Source organism: Telluribacter sp. (assembly GCF_035998675.1).
Taxonomy (GTDB): Bacteria; Bacteroidota; Bacteroidia; order Cytophagales; family Spirosomataceae; genus Telluribacter.
Window position 1 is genome coordinate 28,345 of the sequence record NZ_DASYHI010000007.1, and the last position, 20,437, is coordinate 48,781.

Annotated in this window: 19 protein-coding genes; 7 read left to right on the top strand and 12 right to left on the bottom strand. The window is 48.4% G+C overall.

What is annotated here, in order from left to right:
* Window positions 1–12 precede the first annotated feature (12 nt).
* Entirely contained in the window at window positions 13–579 is a 567-nt protein-coding gene (locus tag VGN67_RS02140) for a hypothetical protein (RefSeq protein ID WP_327485118.1), read from the top strand.
* Window positions 580–586: 7 nt separating this feature from the next.
* Here VGN67_RS02140 and nfi read toward each other — a convergent pair whose 3' ends face one another.
* The 6 genes from nfi to VGN67_RS02170 form a co-directional block, all read right to left on the bottom strand.
* A complete protein-coding gene (gene nfi / locus VGN67_RS02145; protein WP_327485119.1) occupies window positions 587–1,285 on the bottom strand; it encodes a deoxyribonuclease V in 699 nt (232 codons plus the stop codon).
* Between the two features lie 40 nt (window positions 1,286–1,325).
* Entirely contained in the window at window positions 1,326–1,988 is a 663-nt protein-coding gene (locus tag VGN67_RS02150; RefSeq protein ID WP_327485120.1) for an endonuclease III, read from the bottom strand.
* Between the two features lie 20 nt (window positions 1,989–2,008).
* Window positions 2,009–2,296 (bottom strand): hypothetical protein, encoded by a 288-nt coding sequence (locus VGN67_RS02155; RefSeq protein WP_327485121.1) that lies wholly within the window; start codon window positions 2,294–2,296, stop codon window positions 2,009–2,011.
* A 51-nt stretch (window positions 2,297–2,347) separates the two neighbouring features.
* A complete protein-coding gene (locus VGN67_RS02160; protein ID WP_327485122.1) occupies window positions 2,348–3,337 on the bottom strand; it encodes an MBL fold metallo-hydrolase in 990 nt (329 codons plus the stop codon).
* Between the two features lie 96 nt (window positions 3,338–3,433).
* Window positions 3,434–4,348 carry a UV DNA damage repair endonuclease UvsE gene (gene uvsE / locus VGN67_RS02165; protein WP_327485123.1) on the bottom strand — a complete coding sequence of 305 codons (915 nt, stop codon included), beginning with the start codon at window positions 4,346–4,348 and terminating at the stop codon, window positions 3,434–3,436.
* Window positions 4,349–4,415: 67 nt separating this feature from the next.
* Entirely contained in the window at window positions 4,416–4,997 is a 582-nt protein-coding gene (locus VGN67_RS02170; RefSeq protein WP_327485124.1) for an HD domain-containing protein, read from the bottom strand.
* Between the two features lie 264 nt (window positions 4,998–5,261).
* Between VGN67_RS02170 and VGN67_RS02175 the strand changes: the two genes are divergently transcribed.
* Window positions 5,262–6,029 (top strand): S1/P1 nuclease, encoded by a 768-nt coding sequence (locus VGN67_RS02175; RefSeq protein ID WP_327485125.1) that lies wholly within the window; start codon window positions 5,262–5,264, stop codon window positions 6,027–6,029.
* A 56-nt stretch (window positions 6,030–6,085) separates the two neighbouring features.
* Here VGN67_RS02175 and VGN67_RS02180 read toward each other — a convergent pair whose 3' ends face one another.
* On the bottom strand, window positions 6,086–6,313 hold the full coding sequence (locus VGN67_RS02180) for a hypothetical protein (RefSeq protein WP_327485126.1): 228 nt from the start codon (window positions 6,311–6,313) through the stop codon (window positions 6,086–6,088).
* 279 nt (window positions 6,314–6,592) lie between these two features.
* Here VGN67_RS02180 and VGN67_RS02185 point away from each other — a divergent pair, with 279 nt between their 5' ends.
* The gene (locus tag VGN67_RS02185) at window positions 6,593–7,681 is read left to right on the top strand and encodes a Gfo/Idh/MocA family oxidoreductase (protein ID WP_327485127.1); all 1,089 of its coding nucleotides are present in this window, start codon (window positions 6,593–6,595) and stop codon (window positions 7,679–7,681) included.
* 116 nt (window positions 7,682–7,797) lie between these two features.
* Here VGN67_RS02185 and VGN67_RS02190 read toward each other — a convergent pair whose 3' ends face one another.
* The 5 genes from VGN67_RS02190 to VGN67_RS02210 form a co-directional block, all read right to left on the bottom strand.
* Window positions 7,798–8,355 carry a DUF4142 domain-containing protein gene (locus VGN67_RS02190; protein ID WP_327485128.1) on the bottom strand — a complete coding sequence of 186 codons (558 nt, stop codon included), beginning with the start codon at window positions 8,353–8,355 and terminating at the stop codon, window positions 7,798–7,800.
* A 372-nt stretch (window positions 8,356–8,727) separates the two neighbouring features.
* Window positions 8,728–9,219: a DUF4142 domain-containing protein gene (locus tag VGN67_RS02195; RefSeq protein ID WP_327485129.1), complete on the bottom strand. Its 492-nt coding sequence runs from the start codon at window positions 9,217–9,219 to the stop codon at window positions 8,728–8,730.
* Window positions 9,220–9,575: 356 nt separating this feature from the next.
* Window positions 9,576–10,487, bottom strand: coding sequence for an SDR family oxidoreductase (locus VGN67_RS02200; RefSeq protein ID WP_327485130.1), 912 nt, complete (start codon window positions 10,485–10,487; stop codon window positions 9,576–9,578).
* 89 nt (window positions 10,488–10,576) lie between these two features.
* Complete coding sequence (locus tag VGN67_RS02205; RefSeq protein WP_327485131.1) at window positions 10,577–11,779, bottom strand: histidinol-phosphatase; 1,203 nt, start codon at window positions 11,777–11,779, stop codon at window positions 10,577–10,579.
* A 44-nt stretch (window positions 11,780–11,823) separates the two neighbouring features.
* Entirely contained in the window at window positions 11,824–13,203 is a 1,380-nt protein-coding gene (locus tag VGN67_RS02210; protein WP_327485132.1) for an enolase C-terminal domain-like protein, read from the bottom strand.
* 235 nt (window positions 13,204–13,438) lie between these two features.
* On the opposite strand from VGN67_RS02210, the gene VGN67_RS02215 reads away from it, so the two are divergent.
* The 4 genes from VGN67_RS02215 to VGN67_RS02230 all read left to right on the top strand — a co-directional run bounded on the left by VGN67_RS02215 (window position 13,439) and on the right by VGN67_RS02230 (window position 20,355).
* Complete coding sequence (locus VGN67_RS02215; protein ID WP_327485133.1) at window positions 13,439–14,035, top strand: RNA polymerase sigma-70 factor; 597 nt, start codon at window positions 13,439–13,441, stop codon at window positions 14,033–14,035.
* A 163-nt stretch (window positions 14,036–14,198) separates the two neighbouring features.
* Entirely contained in the window at window positions 14,199–15,224 is a 1,026-nt protein-coding gene (locus tag VGN67_RS02220) for a FecR family protein (protein WP_327485134.1), read from the top strand.
* Window positions 15,225–15,455: 231 nt separating this feature from the next.
* Window positions 15,456–18,872: a TonB-dependent receptor gene (locus tag VGN67_RS02225; RefSeq protein ID WP_327485135.1), complete on the top strand. Its 3,417-nt coding sequence runs from the start codon at window positions 15,456–15,458 to the stop codon at window positions 18,870–18,872.
* 10 nt (window positions 18,873–18,882) lie between these two features.
* Entirely contained in the window at window positions 18,883–20,355 is a 1,473-nt protein-coding gene (locus tag VGN67_RS02230; RefSeq protein WP_327485136.1) for a RagB/SusD family nutrient uptake outer membrane protein, read from the top strand.
* Window positions 20,356–20,437 lie beyond the last annotated feature (82 nt).

Consider the following 20,437-nt stretch of genomic DNA (forward strand, 5'->3'; position numbering starts at 1 on the left):
AAGCAAAATTTTATGAAAATAGGCGTACTTTTACTTTTTATCCTTTTCTGGATTCCCTTAGAACTGGCTGCCCAGCGTGCGCCCGTGGTAGCGTACCAGATAACGGTAATCACTACCAACGGAAGTCGGATTATGGGGTACCTATACGATGTTACGGACACCAAACTGTTTTATACTTCTGATCAACAGCTTTTTGGAAATGAATTAGGATTTGGCTCAATACCGCTCCGTGACATTCGTCGGGTAAACATCTATAGTGGGAACAAAAGGGCAGGTACCATTGAAGGAGCCATTGTGGGTGGAGCCGGACTGGCTTTCGTGGCCATCAGGTACCTGCAGCGATCGCCACTCCGGAGTCCGACGGTAACCGGTATTTCCATTTTATTGGCTACGGTCGGCGGGGCCGCCTTTGGTGCGTTTTTGGGGGCTATAGGAAGTAACATGGGGCGACGGGGGTTCCGGATTACCAGGAAAGAAGGGGAAGAACAGGCCTTTAAAGCCCAGTTAACTCCTTTTACCTTTATCCACCAGAATAACCTGCCCGATAATGCCACCGAAGATTTTGGCGACCAGAACTGAAAGGTACTTATTCCCCTGCACCCGCCTGAAGGTACTTCCGGCGCAGGGCATTTACCTGCAGGTGGGCCTGTCGGGTTGGCTCCGGAATCCGGTACCCACCGTCACAGCGGAGCGTTAGTTCAATTACGGTGGGTAAATCAATGAGGTGGCCCGGCGATACAAAAACCGGATTGACTTTATTTTTGGTCCGTAAAGCAGCTCCAATCGTGTCGCCCCGATGCACCAGTGGAGCCCAGGCACCACGTAGGAGAGCAGGCGGTGCAAAGGTACCGGCCAACACCGATTTGCCGCAGCCGAAAGCCGGGCGGTTGAGCCAGAGACCCATGTGGGCCGCTATACCCATGCGTCGGGGGTGAGCAATGCCGTGGCCGTCAAACATCACTACGTCGGGCTCAGTTCGGAGTTGTTGCCAGGCTTCCAGCAAAGCCGGTCCCTCCCTGAACGTCAATAAACCCGGAATGTACGGAAAGGGGGCCGTACTGACTACACCTACTTCCTCCACCACTTGCAGGGTATCCAGCCTAAGTACCACAATGCCCGCATAGACGGTTTCCTCGTATTTATTAAAGGAAATATCACAACCGGCAATGGTTGTTGGCGGAGTATGGAGCGGCTGTAGCTGAATATGGGTGCGGAGGTGCTGTTGTAGTTCAACTGCTTCGGCGGGCGAAACTTCCCAGGGATGAAGAGTCAGATGGTCGGCCATGGGCTGGTAGCGGAATTGTTACGATTGAATAATGCGGGTACTAGCGGTGTTTTGTGACGCCCACCTGCCTGCACCACAACAGTACCGGACAGGTAGAGCAACGGGGTAGGATGCCCGTACAAATATGTTTGCCAAACGGCATGAGCAGGCGGTTTATTTCGGTCCACTGCGTTTCGGGCACTTTTTCTTCCAGTACTTTCATGGTTTTTTCGGGCTGGCGGGTCTGGATGTACCCCCAGCGGTTTACCACCCGGTGTACGTGAACGTCCACACTGATGGCCGAATGCCCGGCGGCTACTCCCAGCGCGAGGTTGGCACATTTGGGGCCTACACCCTTCAGGGCAGTCAGTTTTTCAAACTCAGCGGGTAGTTCATGGTTGTACTGGTTCACGGCAGCCTCGGCCACTCCGCGCATGGTATAGGCTTTCTGGCCGGGGTAGCTACTGCCTTCCAGCAGTTCGGTCAGCTGTTCGGGACTCAGGCGAAGCAGTTGTTCGGGAGTTCGGGCCCGGGCAAATAACCTTAGCGAAACGGGAATGGTGGTTTCGTCCAGGGTTCTGATAGATATAATACAGGAAATGAGCTGTTCGAAAAGGGTGGTATAGCCCCGTTCGGCCAACTCAAACATAGCCGCTTTGGGGTAGGGACGGATAGCTTCTTCTATGTGAAGCAGCATACTATTCAGGTCAAAGTCTGGCTTCATAGGCTGAATCTCCCGCTGTTTTAAATTTTGCCAAGGTTGTCCCAATGGTCTTTGATTACTTTCCCCTCCTTATCTTTGAGTAAAGTACGGGTAAACCGATTTCCTTTGATAAGACCGTTTTCACTCCGGTTACCAATGTACAGCAGGTGGGGGTTCCCTTCTTCATCGGTTACTATAGTGATGTCATACCGTTCAAATTTTCTGGAAATCGAGCTGGACGGGGCGTAGGTCTTTTCCAGTATTTTGAGAAGTTTATCTCCAATTTTCATAGGTACCTGGTACTTGATGAGGCGGAGCCTGTAAAACATAAAGCTCAGGTACCTTTTACTGATAAGGTACCTGAGCTTTTTAAGGACTACTTAGGAAAATATCCGCTTACGCTGCGAAAACAAAATAAGGGCAACCGCAACCACTCCCACAATACTGGCTAACTGCATGGGCTTGGAATAGGGAGTTTCTTCGGCGGGAGGCACAAATACCACTCCACTGGCGTTAACTACCGCCGGCCGATCTTTATATCTTCCTTTAGTAGGTACCGCCTGTTCTCTGAAATGGTCGGATAGCTCCGTTAGTTTTTCCAGCATGGCTTCGCCCTGCATGGGTTTTCCGTGTCCGGTGGCTACTATTTCGGGTCTTAATTCCGCCAGTTTTTTGACCGACTGCTCAGAGGCCGTCCAGTCGTAGGTAAAGTACTTTGGAGGTCCCGAAATACATTCTTCCTGCATCAGTACCGCCCTGGCCGACTCCTGCCTGGTAGTGACAAAGGCATCACCGGCTATAAGTACTTTATTTTTGGCTTGCCAAAGGCTTACGTGCCCAGGGGCGTGACCGGGAGTATGAATATATTTCCAGCCACTTAGTCCGGGAATGGTGTCATTATTAGGTAACTGCTCCACCCGGTGTTTTATGTTGATAGGCGACTTGGGATAAATATCGGCCATCCAGGCCATCATTCCACCACCCACCGTAGAATCCGGTGGTGGATAGGAAGACTTCCCCGTCAGGTAAGGCATTTCCATTTCATGGGCATAAACCTTAACATCCCACTCCTCGGCAAGTTCCTTCAAAGAGCCGACGTGGTCGAAGTGACCGTGCGTAAGTACTATCGCTTCCGGACGGCTCTGTTCTCCGAAAAGCTTGCGTGCCATTTTCTTTATTTTGGAAGCGGATGTCTTTAGGCCGGCATCTACCAGTACCCAGCTTTTGTCGTGCTGGTTTTGTATCATATATACATTGACCATATAATCTTTCAGTCCCCAGACACCCTCCGCTACCTCAAAATAGGCCTCTTTTGATGCAGTCATTTGTTGTTCTTTTGACGCAGTCATTTGTTCTTCCAGTTGCTCCATGTCTTTTCTGTGGTTTTGGTAAAACGTATAGTGTTTTGTTCAAAAGGTTAAAAAAGTATGCCATCTGCTGGTGGAATTGAATCATCTATACCGGATTCAGTTAGTATTCTGAGCGGCAAACTCCTGAAGGTACCTGAGGACGGCGCGTTCCTTGGCTTTGGCCTCAATCATGACGTCGGTTTGCTGACCATGCAGGTCTATGTATTGGTAGATATAATCCGCGTGCGCCACTTCACTAACCAGGGCATCTTCATATTTTTTCCGGGAGCTGGAATAATGTACAATAGGAGTAATGCCCGCGGGCCAGGTACTTGTGGCGGTGGTCATGGCTTCTTTTTCGGTCCAGCCGCCCGTACAAAACTGGTGGTGCAGGTAGTCAAAAACCAGGGGGATACCCGTACGGGTATGTATTTCGAGTAGGTCCCTGATCGAAAACATGTTGCCTTTGTCATCATTTTCAACCGTAAGGCGGGTGCGGGCGGTGTCGGGTAATTGACTATAGTTCTGGCAGAAGCGGTCAATAGCCGAGGCCTTGTCGCCGTAGGCGCCACCTACATGCAGATTAATTTTGGCGAAGGGGCTGCGCGGAAGGCCCATCAGGTCCATTACTTCGCCGTGCTGCCGCAGCTCTTTTATAGTTTTGCGAAGTACCTGGTCATCCTTGGTCGCCAGTACGTTAAAGGGGCCGGGGTGGTAGGTCAGGCGCAGGTTATTCTGTTTGGCTTTTTCTCCTATCCGAAAAAGTATGGCGCTTATGGCCTCAAAGTCCGGCATGTCGGGTAGTTCGTACTCGCTCATCCAGGGAAACATGTTGCTGCTCATGCGGTACAGCAGCAACTTGTTTTCGGCGTTCCAGTCAATGATTTTTTCCAAATCCGCGACATTCCAGAGCGCCAGTTCAGAAGCGTAGGCTATACCTTTTTCCTGAAAAGTTTTTTTTATCATCAGGCGATTGACCTGAACCTTACTTTCGGCCAAAGACATGTTTATACAGGCGTATCCTATACGCATAGTAGTAATTAGGAGTTTATAGGGTTATTGTTCCTGAGAACAACGGGGCGTTTAGGCGGTTGGTTTTCTAAGCATTAACTTCCGGTTGATTGTCCTTGTACCCGCGCAGTACCTTTTTGCTTTCGGCTACCGCGTTGCAGGCGCGCTGGTACAGCCGCTGGTCGCCCGAGGTCATGTGCTCGAGCAGGAGGGTACTTTCCTGCACAAACACTTTTCCGAAGTCCTTATCATGTTTGACTATATCCAGGCAGTTATCAATCAGGTCGGCATATTTGACAGTCTGCGCCATGGGATCTGCGCTGGCCAGGCGTTCCGCTTCGCGGCGACGCCTTTTTTTACGGTTCAGCTGCGGATAATTAGCCTTGGTGTACTCATCCGTCAGGTCTTTTACCAGCCGTAACGTCCGGTCGGCTTCGGGGCGGTTCATGACCGAGAGCAGATACGCGTGGAGCTGGTGAGCTGTCACGGGAGTATCTTCCAATACATCGTGCAACAGGGCCGCTGCCAGCGCGGGTACCTCGTCGGTATACTCCCGGCACAGATTCATGACAGCCACCGGATGGACTATGTAAGGTAGCTGACTGTACTTTCTTTTCTGCTCACCGTGGGCTTCTTCCGCAAACTGTCGTATCTTCTCAAGTACTTCCATGGTGGTGCCTACTTCGGGACAGGGGTAGTATTACAGCGGCTCGTTGTTTTTCCTTTTGGATTCACCCCGATAGTACAAAAACAGGGCAAGAACAATTATGGCAATAATGGCAATGATGGGAATGAGCATGGTTGTGGTCTTTTAAGGTGTAAATAATAGTCCTTTAACCTTAAAAAATTATGCCTTAAGCCCTAATTGTCTGTTACCTTTGTATCGGCAGTGGTCTGTACAACCTCCTTTTTAAGTACTAATACTTTATCAGTAATGAAAAAAATCGTAAGTCTTTGTTTATTATTCCCGTTGTTCATGAGCCAGGCCTGGGCCTGGGGACAAACCGGTCACCGGGTTGTTGGGTTTGTAGCACAGAACCACCTTAAAAACAACGCCCGGAAAAAGGTCAATACCATTCTTAATTTTAATTCACTGGCCGAGGTATCCAACTGGATGGACGATATCAAGTCCGATACGGCCTACAACCACACCCACGACTGGCACTGGGTAACCATACCCGAAGGTACCATGTACGAACAAACCCAGAAGAACCCGAAGGGTGACCTGATTATGAAGCTGGAAGAAATCATTTCGGCGCTCAAAGCGGGTAATCTGGACCGGACCACCGAGCAGCAGTACCTAAAATTCCTGGTTCACCTGATCGGGGACCTGCACCAGCCGCTGCACGTGGGCGGAAAGGACGACACCGGTGGCAATGCCGTAAAACTACAGTGGTTTGGGCAGCCGTCTAACCTGCACCGGGTATGGGACAGCGACATGATTGACGGGAAAAACCTGAGCTATACCGAACTAGCCGGTTTTCTGGGGCAGCCTAGCAAGAGCCAGATACAAGAGTGGCAGTCCCTTTCAGTCCGGGACTGGGCCTATGCCTCCCAAAGCCGTGCTCCGCAGGTATATAATTTCCCGAAGGATGGCCGCCTGGGGTACCGTTATTCTTACGAAAACTTTGATACCGTACAGCTGTGTCTGCTGCAGGCGGGGGTACATCTGGCGGGTATCCTCAATGAGATATACGGTTAAACAAAAACGGGGAAACCACTGTCGCAGTAGTTTCCCCGTTTTTGTTTAAGATTTTTTTAGGACGGATTGACGCCCGGCTGCGGAATTTCCGGTTCGGGGTTCTGGTCCGGGTTAATCGGATTTGGTTCAATAGGGCTTATGCCCGGATCAGGATTAATGGGTGGATTTTCCCGGGGAATGTCCGGCGCGGGAATTTCGGGACCGGGCGCAAAGGGTGGTGTTTCCGGCGGACTACCGGGTGTTGGTATACTCGGCGTGCTGGGGGGGAAAGCGGCTGTTGTCATGGGGTACGTTTGTGTGGTTGGTTTAAAAAAATAAGAGTAATACTACTAATGTGCCAGTCCGTTCAAAGCCACGCAGAATTTTTCACTGAAAGCAGGAAATAGAGCAAACTTTGATGGGTACTTAAGGGCTGTCATTGAATAGGTATAACGCTTACTAAGGAGAATTGATTATAGTATAATTCCTTTTTGGGAAGTAATGCAAGTACCCGAAGGAGTAAAAATGCGCCCGTACCCATTTTTAAAGGTATGTTTATAAAGTAAAACCAATTTTAACTACTCATGTCCAATCTTAACAATACAATACGTGTCCTGGTGGTAGGGTGCGGCAATATGGGGGCTTCCCACGCCCAGGCTTACCAGTCTACTGATGGCTTTGAAATCTGTGGAATTGTATCGACCGGAAAAAGCAAGGAAGTACTGAACGAAAAGCTGGGCGGAGGATACGCTCTTTTTTCAGATTACGAAACCGCCCTGAAATCAACCAATCCCGACGCGGTTTGTATTTCTACCTACCCTGACACCCACGAAACCTTTGCGGTAATGGCCCTGGAGTATGGCTGCCATGTGTTTATTGAAAAGCCGGTGGCCGATACCGTAGAAGGTGCCAAACGTGTGGTGGAGGCAGCTAAAAAAGCCAATAAGAAGCTGGTGGTAGGGTATATACTGCGGCACCACCCTTCGTGGGAAAAATTCGTTGAGATAGCACAGGATCTGGGTAAACCGCTGGTGATGCGCATGAACCTGAACCAGCAAAGCCACGGTATCATGTGGAATGTTCACCGGAACCTGATGAAAAGCCTGAGTCCGATTGTAGATTGTGGGGTACACTACATTGATGTGATGTGTCAGATGACCCGCTCAAAACCCGTGCAGGTAAACGCCATTGGCGCGCGGCTGACCGAAGACATTCCAGCTGGAAACTACAACTACGGTCAGCTACAGATTCGGTTTGAGGATGGCTCGGTGGGTTGGTATGAGGCAGGTTGGGGGCCCATGATGAGCGAAACCGCCTTTTTTGTGAAAGATGTAATCGGACCCAAAGGTTGCGTGTCGATTGTGGCCAAAGAAGCGGGTGGAGCCGGCAAGTCTGACAACGTAGATTCCCACACCAAAACGGAATCGCTAAAAGTTCACAAGGCTGAGCTGAACAATGAGAATCAGTTTGTGGAAAAAGATACCTGGATTAACCTGACCGATGAGCCTGATCACCAGGAGCTGTGTAACCGGGAGCAGCGGTACTTTCTCAAGGCCATTCGGGAGGACATGGACCTGACCGACCACATGCAGGACGCCGTCAACAGCCTCCTGATTGCCTTTGCCTGCGATGAGTCAGTACGGACCGGCGAGGTAGTCCGGCTGTATTCTTAGGGGGTAAAGATTCTTTTCATTTAATTGAATAACCGATCAATAAAAAGAGTCAGTACCTTGAGGTACTGACTCTTTTTATTGATTTCAATATCACGCGTACTTTACAAAGTTTCCTTCTAGTTAGAAGTAGTTGTTGTAGGAGTAGTAGTGGTTTTGAAGGACTGCTGAAGTTTCTGGGCTGCCATTTGGTTCTGCTCCAGGGTAGATAGCCGGGTATTAATCCAGTCTCTGAATTCGGTATCATTGGTTGCGCTCATGTGAGCACGTAATGCGTCAATTGACCGCTGATTAGAGCGTACAGCCCAGTTGGCATAAGCCGTGTCAAACTGCATGCCCTGGTAAGAAGCCAGACGATCGTAATCCCGCTGATTCATAGTACCCAGGGTAGTGGGAAGTGATATGTTTCGGCGTTGTGCCAAAGTAGCCAGGTCATTGGTAGCTGTATTATAATAAGTGGTCATGGTCGTATTATAATCTCTTACACTTTGTGTCTTAGTATTATTCTGGACCAGTTGCCCTGTACGTATACCTAGTAGGTTGGCCTCCGCTGCTGTCATCGCAAATTGTCTGTCCACCTCTGCTACCATGTTGTCGTCGTTGTCGTCGTCATTATTACACGAAACTGCCACAAACATACCAGCCAATAGCAATAGATTCCATTTAAGCTTTCTCATAAGTATTATTATTTATTAAAACATGTGGATAATCGAATAGCACCAATAAGTGCAATTATGGTTTTAGAAATTAAATAACTGTGCCATTCAAAAATGAGATCCTGTTTACGGGAGGAAAACATAAATAAAGTCGTAAATTTTTGTGTATATCTAAGAAATAGCGCATTTAATTTACCTTTTGTTGACAAAATTCAACAGGTGGGTTATGAACATATTGTCCTACAGAATCCCCTAAAATACAATTTCAAAGCTTTTGGAATAAATTAACCACTGCACCTTTTCCCGAACTCAGGTAAGGCAGGAGGCGTAAAAAAGGCCCGTGACAATCACAGGCCAATGGCAAATAGAAGTAAAAAATATTCTTGAAAATATCTATTTGGAAGTAGCAGGAGTCTGCATATTATTGGTTGTCCGGATGGTTTGAGCCCTTTCCAAATGCTGTCGAAGGAAAGGTAGTTTGGTGGAGGCCCAGGAACGAAGTTCATTGTCGTTACCTTTCTTTATCTGCTGCTCAAACACCTGTATGGTAGTGCGAAGTGATTCGATGGTTTTTGTAATATAGGTGGCATTGAAGTTAGCCTCCGGAGTACCCGCCAATAAATTTACGTCTTCCTGTAGCGAGGAAGTCAGGGTGGATTCCAGGATAATTTCCTTTTTCTCCGCCAGCGCAATTAGTTCTTCTGATGTAGTACTTGCCTGTCTGATAAGTACTTCACCGTACCTTCTTATCTCATCAGTAGTACCCCGGGTACGGGCTATTTGACCGGTTTGGCTGTTTAGTAGGTTTCTTACCGCCGCATCTTTCACAAACTGGCGGTCGGTGGCGGTAACCACGTTTTCATCGATTCCGGTACAGGAGGCCATAGTTGCTATTCCTCCAATCATTAACAGATATAATGCTCTCCTTTTCATTAGTGGGGTGTATTAGGTAGTCAGGCTTTTCGGCCAAATAATAATTTGTATCTATTAATTATATGTTTAAAATCATTCCTACGAAGCGGCTTTAGACCTAAATCATTGAGAAAGGGGCCAATTCAACAATATCTGGTTCATTTATTCAATAAGAACGCAGAATTGTCTAATTAGCAGGTGGAGAGAAGAGGTAGGGGGACCTCTACAAGTACCAATAAGTCAGCACATTGCGGCAGTATATCAACAAACTGCTTTCCTGGTAGAAAAAGCGGACAAAATGGGGTGTAGCAATCAGGTATTTAGGCGAGCTATTGCTTCAGAGGAACAACTTCCCGGTGTTTTTTTACCTGCTCCTGCACAAAATCCTCCATAGTGGTAAGGTTCATCGGAAAATCTTGGAGGATTTTGGTCATGTCCATCGAGCAGTCCATCTGGTCCAGTATGGCGCTCATGAACATAATTCGCCCAATACCCGGGTGAAATGGTTTGATAAGTCTGGATAGAAATTGCAGGGCTCCCGCCGGGACATGCTTTACTTTGGGCGGTACACCGGCCAGGCGGCTATACAGTTCGGCTACTTCGTTTCTGGTGGGGTTGGTAGGGCCGCCAATTGAGATAACCCGGTTGTGCAGCCGGGGGTTCTGGCAAGATTGCGTTATTAGTTGGGCAATATCCCGGGCCGCCACAAAATTGGTCGGAGTAGTTCCCAGGCCCAATATGGTCGTTGATCCTTTCTGTAAAATATTTTTCCCCAAAAGATTGTGGGCGTGCCATTCCATAAAAGCCGAAGGGCGCAGGATGGTATAGGTGAGTCCACTTCCAATAAGGTACTCTTCGGTTTGGTACTTGGTACGGTAAAAATCAACCGGATGGTCAGGATTGGCACCGAAAACCGAGGTATAGATTAAGTGTTTTACACCGGCGGTGCGGGCGGCATCGATCAGGGACCGGTGACCAGCGGCATCTACGTTTTCCGATTTGTTTTTGCCCCTACCCAACAGGCCGTGGGCCGCTGCTATCACCACCTCGGTACCCCGGCAGGCCTTCACCAACGAATCCGGATTGGTCAGGTCGCCCTGTATTAGTTCCACGCCTTTTTCTTCCAGGTCTTTAGCCACACCCAGCTTGCGAACCATGGCCCGTACTTTAAAGTCGGCCGACAAAAGATGAAGGGCGGTTTCGTGTCCGAGAACACCCGTTGAGCCTACTAGTAGTACCATGATTAACAGCCGGTTAAGTGAATGTACTAAGGTAGTAAAAAAACATCAGCAATTTAACTTTCAGTTAGGGTACCTTCAAGTGGCTTCCTCTACTTAACCAGTGGCTGCGTCCAGGCCGTTTCCAGGTCACCCACCTGAAATGGATTTTCCTGAGGGCGGGTAGAAATTATTTTCGCCCTGACATACAAATCTTTGGGGGTAAGGGTATAGCTGGCCTTTGTTCCTTTTACTTCCTTTAATAAAACCCGGTCCCGTTCCTGCGCATCGGCCATGGTACCTGCACCCAGGTGACGGGCGCCCCAAAACTGAATGGTGTACCGGATACCTGCCTGGGGTTCTACTTCAACGCTCAGGGTACCTTTCTGGGTCCGAACGTCTTTTAGGGTTACTCCCGTGGTCGCGTAAAAATCTCCGTTTTCCATGGAGGCTATCAAGGCTTCGGGCGTAAGCTCAGTGGCCCGCACCATAATCCAGCCCCGGCCCGGGTTGCTTAGCCCGACCTTGTACTCGAAGTAGTTGTGCGAATCGTCGGTGGCGAGTCCATATAAAGGTGGCTTGCCGTCTTCCAGGTACCTGATGAGCAATTGGTCCCACAGTTCATCCATCCCAAGGGTGACCGAGTCGCCGTAGTTGTGCACGTGGGGATGGCCGTTGTATACTTCAAAAAAACGTTCGCCCCGCAGTTGCATCATATCACCCACTTTAATGGCCCAACCGAAGTTGGGATGGTTGATGTGGGGGAACATGGGCTGGCCGGTTCGTTCGCGCTGTTCGTACACCGCGTCGAGGTTGTTCTGAAGTACTTCGGCCACGCTAAAGCCACCCCGCGGTTTTATTAGTTCCTGCACATTGATCGCATTCATGTGGATGGGTTGGCCCAGGTAGCTGTCGGTAATTTCCTCCGCTTTGATAATCAGAAACTTGTCCTTTTCTTCAAACAGAGGCCTGAACTCGTCCAGGGTTTTCAACTTCACACTTATCTGTCCCGCCGAATCGGTCCGGTAGGTAACCCAGGACTCCCCGTACTTACGGAGGTACTCCCGGAAACGGGCCTGCCGGAAAGGATGGATTGGTATCGGTTTCCAGAATTCTTTATCGGCCAGTACGTTGTGGTCCGAGAGGGCAATGAAGTCATAGCCTCTGGTTTTATACCAGTCCAGAATCATTTCGGGAAAATCATCGCCATCGCTCCAGTACGAATGGGTGTGGGTATTGCCTTTGTACCAGGTGGTTTTCTGGGCCCAGGTACCGGTTGTCAGCAAACTCAGCAGGATAATCCCCAAAATGCGCATCGTGGAAAGTTTTAGTTCTGGTTAATATTGCGGTTAGTACAACTTTACGGGCGTATAATGGTACCGTCGTCGCGGCGTACCTGCCAGTTGGATTTGGTCGTAATGGGGTACTTGGCGGCTTCTTTTTCGTTGATATCCACGCCCAGGCCCGGTACTTCGTTAACCGACATGTAGCCCTTGTTCATGGTAGGGCAGCCGGTAAATACCTCCTTCATTTTATCGGAAAAACTTACCGCTTCCTGAATACCGAAGTTCCAGACCGCCAGGTCAATGTGCGCGTGGGCCGCGTGCCCCACCGGCGACACATCACCGGGGCCGTGCCAGGCCGTCCGGACGTTGAACCATTCACCCAGGCGGGCTATTTTCATGGCCGGGGTAATGCCGCCAATCTGCGATACGTGGCAGCGGATGTAGTCGAACAGGTGGTTGACCATGGGCTCCTTGAACTCATTAATATTATTGAATAACTCGCCCATGGCGATGGGCACGGTGGTAGTCTGGCGTAATTGCTTGAACCAGCTCATGTTTTCGGGCGAGAACGGGTCTTCAATAAAGAACGGCTGGTATGGTTCCACCTGCTTAATAAGGTTAATGGCATCCATGGGTTGTACCCGCTCGTGGATATCGTGCAGTAGCTCCACATCTTCCCCGCACCGCTTGCGCACCATGTCGAACATCTTTGGAACCGACTTCAGGTACACCCGCTCGTTCATGTAGTTGTCGGTTTCACCCCCGAAACCTGCCGTTTTAAAGTCGGGCTGCTGATTGATACTGCCCACGGCACCGTAGCCACCCTGCTGAATGCGTACGTACTTGAAGCCCCGGTCAATGATACTTTGCGCGCTGTCGGCTACTTCTTCGGGTGTGCGGCCTCCGGCATGGGTGTAGCAGGGAATGGCAAAGCGGGCTTTTCCGCCCAGCAGCTGGTACACGGGCATGTTGGCCCGTTTTCCTTTGATATCCCAAAGCGCTTCGTCCAGGCCGCTCAGGGCGTTGTTTAGTACGGGGCCGTTACGCCAGTAAGAACTTACATATATTGACTGCCAGATATCTTCAATGTTGTCCACATCCCTGCCAATGCACAATTCGGGCAGGTAGCTGTTAATGGCCGTTACCACGGCGGCGGCCCGTTGGGTAAAGGTGGCGCAGCCCAGCCCGTACAGGCCCGGTTCGGTGGTTTCTACCTTTACGACAATCAGATTGGAGCCTTGCGGTGCCGTAGCGATGGCCTTGATGTTTTTGATTTTGACGGGAGCCAGGCCTTTGGCGTAGGCAGGGGTTGTTTGGTGTTCACGGGCTTCGGCGGCCGAAGTACTTCCCAGTAGTCCCAGTAAACCGGCAGCGGAGCCCAGACTTAGTTTTTTAAGCATTTCACGGCGGGAGGCACCGGAGGTTTCATCGGAAAGGTTGTACAATGGAGTCATAGAGTTTAGCTTTCTGAATAAAAGAGGGAGGAGTGGGGAATCTACCAGAACTGTACCTGGTACCTGGCAGAAATTGGCAAATTTCCCTGGTACTTCCGGCAAGTAGTTTCAGGGACTGCCTTACTTATGCAAAAAAGTATTGGCCTGGCAATAGGATGAAAGGGAACCCGTAAATTTTTATTTTTTAGAATTATTATACGCTAATAAACCTAAACGATTGTAGTAATCTCCGGCAATGATAAAGGTATATTTTGATGAAAAGGTTGAGGTCGAGAATACCAGAAACGGGGATTTGCAATCTTTCACGCGTATCTATGACGCCTATCACAGTTACCTTTTTCGCTTTTCGCTGAAATTCCTGAAGTCCCCGGAACTGGCCGAAGAAGTCGTTCATGATGTTTTTTTGAAACTATGGGAGAACCGGCAGAGCCTGAGCAGTGAATTATCGCTGAAAGGTTATCTGATAAAGATTTGTAAAAATCATATTTTGAATCTGCTCAAAAGAGCTTCCCGCGAGCAGGCTTTACTGGCCGAAATTACCCGATCCATTGTCTTTGAGCATACCGATACCGAAGATGCCATCTTTGCGGCTGAACTGGAAGTACAGGTCAACCAGATTATAGCCCAGCTACCTGTCCAGCGTCAGAAGGTTTTCAGAATGTACCGGTTTGACGGAATGAACCTGGATGAAATAGCCAGTCACCTGGCTATTTCAAAAGGTACCGTAAAGGATCACATGCTGAAGGCAAATCGCTTTATTCGCGACTACTTGCATAAGTCCAGTAAGGTCCCCGTGGACTTTTCGGTGCTGGTACTTATCTTTCTGATCTGATCAACGCCCTGCTGCTCTCTTTTGTATAGAGTGGGATCTGCCTCCCCCAATCAGACCTTCTGAGCAACATTTCAACTACTTATTGAATAATATCACCAATTATTTGCAGGATGAGCATGCCTGGTTATAAAGTTGGTTGTATTAGTAATATAATCCCGATTTGATGAGAGACGAACTTTACGTACGAAAACTGTTGTCCAGGTACCTATCTAACGAATGTACTGAAGCGGAAATCAAAGAACTGTTTGCTTACCTGGGAACCCGGGAGGGAGAGCAGCTTTTACAGGAAGCCATCGACAGGGAGGCCAGGAATAAGGAATTGTCAGACGCTCCCATTGAATCCGGAATTTCGGGCAGGATGTATGACCGACTTTTGGGAAGCATTGAAAAAATGGATGAGGAAACGACAGTACCTGCTACTCCTTTCTATTACAGCAAAGGGTTCTGGCAAATGGCGGCTGCCCTGATTGGAATATTAATGGTAGTTGGAATAGGGTTCTATAGCGTTAACCGGAATTCCAAGCAGGTTTTTTCCACGGAGGCCGGACAGAAACGAACCCTAATACTACCCGATGGTTCACGGGTGATTTTAAATTCCGGTTCTACCCTGGTTTATGATACCAAATGGCACGAAAACAAAACGCGTACTGTGGAGCTGGAAGGAGAAGCTTTTTTTGTCGTTTCGCACGACAGCGACCGGCCCTTTTTTGTGAAAACGGCAAGGGCTGAAATTAAGGTACTCGGGACGGCCTTCAACGTCAAATCCTTTAAACAAACGAATTCCTTTGAAACCACGCTGATTCGCGGTAAAGTCACTATCAGGGATTTAGACTCGCCGGAAAGTCAGGAGACGGTACTTACACCGAACGAGAAAGCCACACTAGGTACCGGATTATCCAAAATACAGACCAGCCGGATTGAGCCGGAAACCTCCGGTTACTGGCAGAAAGGTCGGCTGGTGTTTGAAGATGAATCAATCCAGAATATTACTGTAGAACTGGAAAAGTGGTTTGGCGTAAAGATCATAATTGACGAGGAGTCAAAAAACTGCCGGTTTCACCTCAATGTGGACAAGGAAACCCTGCCCGAAGTACTCCGATTGTTTGAAACGATTACCGGCGCCAGGGCAGAAATAAACGGTAAAACCGTAGTATTCACTGGTAAATTATGCGAAGAGAATTTCCACTAAAACTAATCAGCCTATCGATAGGAAGTACTAACACATTGACCCGGTAACAGGGAGTTTGTTCCGGAAAAATAATTCGGATGCTATCCCATCTCGCCAAAGATTATACAGATAGCACCCGGGTTCAATTAAATCTTTGATTCACTAAACCATTTCAAAAGTATGAAAAATACTTTATTACCAGACTATTATCTTTCCTTACGTAGACGCAAGCCCAATTTTAAACTGATTTCTATGTTAGCGTTGATGGTACTACTCATGAATATTATGCCGGTGCAGGGATTTGCTCCGGCTATGGAACCCAGAGTGTCGCTGAATCTAAAGGAGACTACTTTACGGCAAGTGCTGTATGAGATTGAACGTCAAAGTAAGCTAAGCTTTTTTTACAGTTCCAACCAGATTGATACTAAAAAGAAAATAAGTATAAATCATAGTGGAGGACTTGAAGAGATTTTGAAAGAACTCTTTCATGAAACGGAAATCAGCTGGCAGGTGGAGGGCAAACATATCTTGCTGAAGAAAAAAGCAGAAGCCAAAAAACTATCTACATATAACGGAGACCGCTTAAACTTAAAAAGTGAAGAAGCGGCTAATTTGATCTCTCAGGCCTTATCAAAAGCTAATCCGCTACGTGCCGTTACCGGGGTGGTGCGTGATGATGCCAATGAGCCGTTACCGGGTGTTAGCATTGTTGTAAAGGGTACACAGCGGGGCACGGTTTCGGATCAGGATGGTAGGTTTTCAATTGAGGTGCCTGATGGTGATGTAACCTTGGTTTTTTCCTTTGTGGGATATACTCCCAGAGAAGTCAGGGTAGGGAATCAGTCTTCCTTGGATGTTGCCTTACAAACAGATACCAAAGCCTTGTCGGAAGTGATTGTGGTTGGCTATGGAAGTGTAAAAAAGGAAAACCTGACCAGCTCGGTTTCAAAAATTGGTTCGGATGCAATAGAAGGAAGGCCCATTTCAACGCTTAGCGATGCCTTCGCCGGCCAACTAGCCGGCGTACGGGCGCAGAGTGTTTCCGGTATCCCGGGTCAGGAGTTACAGATCCGCATCCGGGGTGTTAATACCATCAATGGGAACAGCAGCCCCCTGTATGTAATTGACGGTGTTCCGCGCGACGACATGAGCGATATTAATCCGACCGATGTAGCTTCTATCCAAATCCTGAAGGATGCCTCGGCCACCGCTATTTACGGAGCTCGTGGCGCCAATGGGGTAGTGCTGATAGAAACCAAGCAAGGCGCTGGAAAACCATCCGTAACCTTTGATGCTTTTTACGGAATACAGGATCCGGAGAAGCTAGTGGGGATGATGAGTAAGGAGGAGTGGCTGGCTTATAATATCTGGGATCGGAACGATACCTGGTTACGACAGGGACGCTCAATGAAGGAACCCATGTCAGCCAGACCGGCCACCCTTCAGGTACCTGAGCAATGGCTTGACCCGAATAACAAAGGCACCGACTGGCAGCGCGCCATATTCACCCAGGCTCCCATCCAGAGTTATCAGGTGTCGGTATCAGGCAAAAACGATATGGGGAGTGTGTATATGTCTGGGGGATATTTTGATCAGGATGGTGTGATTTACAACACCTACTACCGCCGCATGAACTTCCGTTTCAACGGGACGCTGAATGTTACCAACCGATTCAGGATCGGAATGAATCTGTCTCCTTCTTTCTCCACCCAGGATGATCGCGAAACGCAGGGCAAAGAAACGGTAATCCACCATGCCATGGCGCAGTCGCCTCTGGTACAACTCGACGAAGCTACCCGCGACTGGGGGTATCCTGTAGGAATAGGTGCGGTGTATCCAAATCCGCTGGAACGCCTGAAATATACTACCGACCGTACCAACAAAAACAAGTTTACTTCGGTGGTGTGGGGAGAGTATGAGATCATGCCTAATCTGACTTTCAGATCCCAATTTGGCTATAATTATAATCAGGATCTTTACGAATTTTACCAGCCGGGAAATATTACTTACAACAATGGCTTTGTTACCCTGGGCAACAGCAATTCCCAAACGCTGAGAGACTGGTCGATCCAGAATACCGTATCGTACGATAAGAGCTTTGGGGACCACAACTTCAACCTGTTGGTTGGACAAAGTGCCGAAGACCGTTCCTATTTCAGAATCCAGGCCGTAGCCAGCGGCTGGCCCAATGAAATCATTGAAACCCTTAATGTGGCTACCACGCCTACCCGGGCTTCTACCGATAGAAACAGTTCACGTATTTCTTCTTTCTTCGGCAGAGCAGGTTACAACTACCGGGAAAAATATCTGGTAAATGCTACCCTCCGTCGCGATGGTTCCTCCCGCTTTGGATCAAATCATAAATGGGGAATCTTCCCGGCTGTTTCTGTTGGCTGGAAGCTTAACGAAGAAGAATTCCTTCGTAACGTTAACTGGTTATCCTTACTGAAGGTACGGGCAGCCTGGGGTACCTCTGGCAACGACCGGATTGGTAACTACGACTATATGTCTAAACTGGGGATCAGTAATACTACCTGGGGCGACGCCGTGGTGCCCGGTCTGGTACCTTCCAATATTGAGAACCCTGACCTCAAATGGGAGGCTACTACCACCAGTGATTTTGGATTGGATATTTCGGCTTTCAATAACCGCCTTCAGGTCAACTTCGACTACTATATCAATCGGACTAACAACCTGTTGTTTAACCTGCCCATTCCTAATACTACTGGTTTTTCCAGTTTCAGAACCAATATAGGTTCAATTCAGAATAAGGGATGGGAAGTTGATCTGACCACTGTTAATACCTCAGGTGAGGTACGCTGGACTTCTTCATTAAATTTGTCGGCCAACAAAAATAAGGTACTTGATATGGGTGGCATAAACCAATTTACCAGTACCAACTGGGATGCACAATTTATTACCCGTGTCGGTGGACCTGTCTCACAATTTTACGTGTACCGGACCAACGGCATTCTTACCAGATCTGATTTTAATGATGCCGGAAAAGCGACAGTTCCCATATTTCCGGGACAGGAGGAGGGGAACGTAAAATACATTGATCAGAACGGCGACGGACTAATAAACGCCAATGATCTGGTACCTTACGGAAACAACCTGCCTGATTTGATCTACGGATTTACGAACCGTGTCAAGTGGAGAAACTTCGAATTCAGTGTACTGCTACAGGGACAAAAGGGCGGTGATGTCCTCTTCCTGGGACAGCGTCAACTTGACAATGGAAACACCAACGTAAACAACTTTTCCCGTTGGGTACGCGCCTGGAAACCCGACTACGAAGCCAAGTATGGTCCGGGCGAAAACCCAATACCAGACTATCTGGGGGTAGATATGTCCTGGGATGGGGAAACTCCTTATACCAAAGGCAAAAAGTCGGACAACAACAGTGATTTCCGTATTTACGATGCTTCCTTCCTCAGGATCAGGAACATTGCTCTTAACTATACTTTGCCTAAGAGTATTGGCGGCAGGAGTTTTTACAAAGGCGCTCGACTGTATGTTTCGGTGGATAACCTCAAAACCTTTGATAACTACCCCGGTGTAACCCCTGAGACCAACAGCTTTGGAAATTCTACCACCCAGGCCGGGGTGGACTATAGTACTTATCCATTATCAAAGAAATACACGGTTGGTATTAATGTAACTTTCTAAGAAGCAAAACATGAAAAAGATCATATATTCTACCTTGCTGATAGCGAGCGTTTCTCTTTCAGCCTGTACCAAGTTCCTGGAACTTACTCCCCAATCTGAATATAGTGTAGCCGGAGCCTACAAAACGCAGAACGATTTCCAGCAGGCCATTGCGGGAGTTTATGCCGCTCAGCAAGGGTTGTATTCCCCCAACGAATCCTGGTTTAGAAAACTAATAGCCAGAACGGACGAGGTAAGTGTGGGGCAAATGTATCTGGAGGGAATGGACCAGTTTATAGATAATGCCACGCATCCCTGGGTGGGGCAGTCCTGGAATTCATATTACAGAATCATTAATCTCAGTAATTTGATCCTGGATAAAGTGGATCAGGGGGAATTTACTGATCCTAAAATGCGTGACTATATCAAGGGAGAAGCCTACATGTTCCGGGCCTATTCGTACTGGACACTGGGGTGGATCTTTGGAGGAGTACCACTTCTTGAAAAGCCGCAGTCCATAGCCGATATAAAAACAGTAAAGCGGGCCTCGCAGGAAGAAACCTTTGCTTTTGCCGAAAACGACTACAAGAAAGCCATAGAGTTGCTTCCGGTCGAATGGACAGGGGCTAACAAGGGCAGAGTCACAAAGTATGCCGCAGAAGGTATGCTGGCGCGGCTTTTCATGTTTAAGTCGAAGTTTGCCCAGGCCAAACCCTTATTGGCGGACATTATTAATTCGGGTAAATATGCCATGGAAAGCAATTATAGAAATGCTTTTAATGATGGGTTTGATAACGGGAAAGAGCGCGTATGGGAGGTGCAGTTTACCGGCGGGCAAACCGGCGAAGGCCAGACTTTCACCACCGGACTGCTTCCCGAAGGCTTTAATGATAAATCCGTTATGCCTTTCTCCGGCTATTCAACTGCTATGCGGGTAGCACCCAGTTTTTATAATAGTTATGAAAAAGGTGATCTGCGCCGGGACCAGTCTATCCTGAAAGGGTGGGTTAGTAATACCGGAGTGAGAGATACGGTATCCATGTTCATTATCAAATATCATCCCCATACCTATGTGCCCAAAACGCAACAGGACTGGGCTAATAACCTGCCCATACTACGGTATACTGACGTAAAAATGATGTACGCCGAAGCTCTGAATGAAGAAGGATATACCGCCGGGGGCGAGGCTTTCACTATTTTGAATGAGGTAAGAAAGCGTGCCGGCCTTCCGGCTCTTACGGCAGCAAACCTGCCGACGCAGGCAGCCTTTAGAGAAGCCCTGAGAAGAGAGCGCCGCTCGGAGTTTGCTTTTGAAGGATTGAGGTGGCTGGACCTGATAAGATGGGATATAGCCGAAAAAACCATGAATCAATTCTTGTCACTTCCGCTGGAAGGAGGAGGAATTTACACCATGAAGCCAACCCACCGACTCTTTGCAATTCCCTTTGAGGAGCTGAGCCGATACGGAAACGAACAGGTACTCTGGCAAAATCCGGGATACTGACAGAAAGTAAGAACTTTGGCCATTGCTGATGGCCAAAGTTCTTTAAAGGACTATTTATTCCTTAACACCTTAATTTTCGTAG

Coding starts and splice junctions, on each gene's coding strand:
- VGN67_RS02140 (WP_327485118.1), top strand. CDS start 13: ATGAAAATAGGCGTACTTTTACTTTTTATCCTTTTCTGGATTCCCTTA.
- nfi (WP_327485119.1), bottom strand. CDS start 1,285: ATGGCCGACCATCTGACTCTTCATCCCTGGGAAGTTTCGCCCGCCGAA.
- VGN67_RS02150 (WP_327485120.1), bottom strand. CDS start 1,988: ATGAAGCCAGACTTTGACCTGAATAGTATGCTGCTTCACATAGAAGAA.
- VGN67_RS02155 (WP_327485121.1), bottom strand. CDS start 2,296: ATGTTTTACAGGCTCCGCCTCATCAAGTACCAGGTACCTATGAAAATT.
- VGN67_RS02160 (WP_327485122.1), bottom strand. CDS start 3,337: ATGGAGCAACTGGAAGAACAAATGACTGCGTCAAAAGAACAACAAATG.
- uvsE (WP_327485123.1), bottom strand. CDS start 4,348: ATGCGTATAGGATACGCCTGTATAAACATGTCTTTGGCCGAAAGTAAG.
- VGN67_RS02170 (WP_327485124.1), bottom strand. CDS start 4,997: ATGGAAGTACTTGAGAAGATACGACAGTTTGCGGAAGAAGCCCACGGT.
- VGN67_RS02175 (WP_327485125.1), top strand. CDS start 5,262: ATGAAAAAAATCGTAAGTCTTTGTTTATTATTCCCGTTGTTCATGAGC.
- VGN67_RS02180 (WP_327485126.1), bottom strand. CDS start 6,313: ATGACAACAGCCGCTTTCCCCCCCAGCACGCCGAGTATACCAACACCC.
- VGN67_RS02185 (WP_327485127.1), top strand. CDS start 6,593: ATGTCCAATCTTAACAATACAATACGTGTCCTGGTGGTAGGGTGCGGC.
- VGN67_RS02190 (WP_327485128.1), bottom strand. CDS start 8,355: ATGAGAAAGCTTAAATGGAATCTATTGCTATTGGCTGGTATGTTTGTG.
- VGN67_RS02195 (WP_327485129.1), bottom strand. CDS start 9,219: ATGGCCTCCTGTACCGGAATCGATGAAAACGTGGTTACCGCCACCGAC.
- VGN67_RS02200 (WP_327485130.1), bottom strand. CDS start 10,487: ATGGTACTACTAGTAGGCTCAACGGGTGTTCTCGGACACGAAACCGCC.
- VGN67_RS02205 (WP_327485131.1), bottom strand. CDS start 11,779: ATGCGCATTTTGGGGATTATCCTGCTGAGTTTGCTGACAACCGGTACC.
- VGN67_RS02210 (WP_327485132.1), bottom strand. CDS start 13,203: ATGACTCCATTGTACAACCTTTCCGATGAAACCTCCGGTGCCTCCCGC.
- VGN67_RS02215 (WP_327485133.1), top strand. CDS start 13,439: ATGATAAAGGTATATTTTGATGAAAAGGTTGAGGTCGAGAATACCAGA.
- VGN67_RS02220 (WP_327485134.1), top strand. CDS start 14,199: ATGAGAGACGAACTTTACGTACGAAAACTGTTGTCCAGGTACCTATCT.
- VGN67_RS02225 (WP_327485135.1), top strand. CDS start 15,456: ATGTTAGCGTTGATGGTACTACTCATGAATATTATGCCGGTGCAGGGA.
- VGN67_RS02230 (WP_327485136.1), top strand. CDS start 18,883: ATGAAAAAGATCATATATTCTACCTTGCTGATAGCGAGCGTTTCTCTT.